This window comes from Piscinibacter sp. (genome assembly GCF_050175855.1).
Classification (GTDB): domain Bacteria; phylum Pseudomonadota; class Gammaproteobacteria; order Burkholderiales; family Burkholderiaceae_C; genus Piscinibacter.
The window spans coordinates 1-2,528 of record NZ_JBFXIO010000568.1; the positions used below are offsets into that span (position 1 = coordinate 1).

The window sequence follows — 2,528 nt, forward strand, 5'->3', positions numbered from 1 at the left end:
CCTCGCGGGACTGCAGGCACACTGCCTGCGGTCCCGTTCTCCATTCCGCCATGGCCGGTCCCCGAGCTCCCGAATCGCAGCGCGAGATGCTCTCGCTCGTCAGCGCACGCGTGCGCGACGCCTACGTGCGCAAGCCCTTCTACGTCGAGGGCGCGCTCGACCTGGTGTCGGTCTGCCGCGAGATGGCCGGTCAGGGACTGACCAGCGTGCTGGTGCGCGACGGCGCGCGGCTCGGCATCTTCACCACCACCGACCTGCGCGACGCCTTGCTGCGCGAGGTGCCGCCGCAGCAGATCCGCGTACGCGACGTGGCCCGCTTCGAGCTGGTCGACATCGATGCCGATGCCGACCTCTTCGAGGCGCTGTGGCGCATGGTGCAGCACCGCGTGCACCGCCTGCTGGTGCGTGACGGCGCCGAGGTGCGCGGCCTGCTCGGCCAGCTCGACCTGGTGAGCTTCGTCGCCAACCACTCCCACGTGATCGCGCTGCAGCTCGACGAAGCCGAGACCGTCGACGCCCTGCGCGAGGCGGCGCAGCGCATCGACGCAATGGCGGTCTGGCTGCATGCCGACGGCATCCGCGTCGAGCGCATCGCGCGGCTGGTCGGCGAACTCAACCGGCGCCTGTTCGCGCGCCTGTGGTCGCTGCTCGCGCCGCCGGAGGTGCTGGCCGGCAGCTGCCTGCTGGTGATGGGCAGCGAGGGTCGCGGCGAGCAGATCCTCAAGACCGACCAGGACAACGCGCTGCTGCTGCGCGACGGCACCGATGTCGCGCAGCTCGACGAGCTCGCCGCGCGCTTCAACGCCGCGCTGGCCGACTTCGGCTACCCGCCATGCCCGGGCGGGATCATGCTGACCCACCGCGCCTGGCGCGCGACCGAGAGCGAGTTTCGCGAGACGATCCACCGCTGGGTCTACGGCGGCGATCCCGACGGGATGATGCACATGGCCATCTTCTTCGACGCGGTGGCCGTGGCGGGGGATGCCGCGCTGCTCGAGCGCGTGCATGCCTACGCCTGCCGGCTGCTCACCGGCGAGGACCGGCTGCTGTCGCGTTTTGCCGCGCCGGCCGACCAGTTCGAGGAGTCTTCCGGCTGGTGGGCGCGCCTGACCTCGCGCGCCGACGAACAGCCGCTGGACCTGAAGAAGCTCGGGCTGTTCCCGATCGTGCACGGCGTGCGCGCACTGTGCCTGCGCCACGACGTGCGCGCGGCCGGTACGGCCGAACGCGTCGAGGCGCTGGTGGCTGCGGGCGCGCTCGATGCGTCGCTCGGGCGCGACCTGTCCGAAGCCCTGCACTACCTGATGGGGCTGCGACTGGAGCGCCAGCTCGCCGACCGTGCGGCCGGCCGCACACCGGACAACAGCGTGCGGCCGGCCGAACTCTCGACGATGGAGCGCGATCGCGTGCGTGATGCGCTGGCCATCGCCAAGCGCTTCCGCGGCGTGCTGCGGCAGACGTTCCGGCTCGACCAGCTCTGAGCGACGGCGCGCCCGCCGGCTTGCGCGGGATCAAGAAACCCCGTGCCGTCGTCGCCTGCTGCGGCACCATGGCCGCGGCTTCGGCGAGACTCGGAGACCGCCCGACACGCGCCTGCCCGACCGCGACATGCCCGCCTCCGACGACTCCGCCATCGACCTGGGCGCCGTGCTGCGCTCGCATCCGGCCTTCGATCTGCTGGACCCCGCCGACTGCTCGGCGTGGGGCGCCCGCATGACCCGCTCGCAGCATGCCGCCGCAGAGTCGATCGCCGAGGGCGCTACGCTGCGCGAGCACCTGCACCTCGTGCTCGAAGGTCGGGTCGAGTTGCAGCTGTCGGAGACGACGGTCGTGCGGCTCGAACCGGGAGCCTTGTTCGGCGCCGGGGCCCCGCCGTTCGGCGAGGCCAGCCGCTGGCGCGCCGTGGCGGCGCAGGCCACCGAGCTGGCGAGGCTCGGCGCCGCCGAGGTGCACCGGATGCTGGAGGAGCACCCGGCCATGGCGGCGCGCCTGGCGCCGCCGGTCGGCGCGGTGCCGAGCGGGCTGGCAGGCAGCGACCCGCACCTCAACCTGATGACCACGCCGGTGCGCTCGCTGATCAAGCGTGCGCCGATCACGCTGCCGCCGTCGGCCAGCATCCTCGAGACGGCGCGGACGATGCGCGAGCAACGAGTGTCGTCGGTGCTGCTGATCGAGCGCGATCACCTGTTCGGCCTGGTCACCGACCGCGACCTGCGCAACCGCGCCCTCGCCGCCGGCCTCGATCCGGCGCTGCCGGTGCTGGAGATCGCCACCGTGGCACCCCTGACGGTGGAGATCGGCCAGCCCGCCTTCGAGGCACTCCTGCTGATGGCGCGCCACAACATCCACCATGTGCCGGTGCTCGACGGCCAGCGCGTGGCCGGCATGATCACCGCCACCGACCTGACCCAGCAGCACAGCACGTCGGCGGTCTACCTGGCCGGCGAGATCCACAAGCAGACCGACGTCGCCGGCCTCGCCGCGGCGGCGGCGCGCGTCAAGCCGCTGCAGCGCAGCCTCGCCGCCGC

General features: G+C 72.7%; 2 protein-coding genes. Both read left to right on the forward strand.

Annotated elements, in window-relative coordinates; genetic code table 11:
* Positions 1-50: 50 nt before the first annotated feature.
* Complete coding sequence (locus tag AB7U92_RS25810) at positions 51-1,481, forward strand: putative nucleotidyltransferase substrate binding domain-containing protein (RefSeq protein WP_428583510.1); 1,431 nt, start codon at positions 51-53, stop codon at positions 1,479-1,481.
* A gap of 127 nt (positions 1,482-1,608) precedes the next feature.
* Positions 1,609-2,528 (forward strand): CBS domain-containing protein (locus AB7U92_RS25815; protein ID WP_428583512.1); only part of this gene is annotated, 920 nt, incomplete at its 3' end.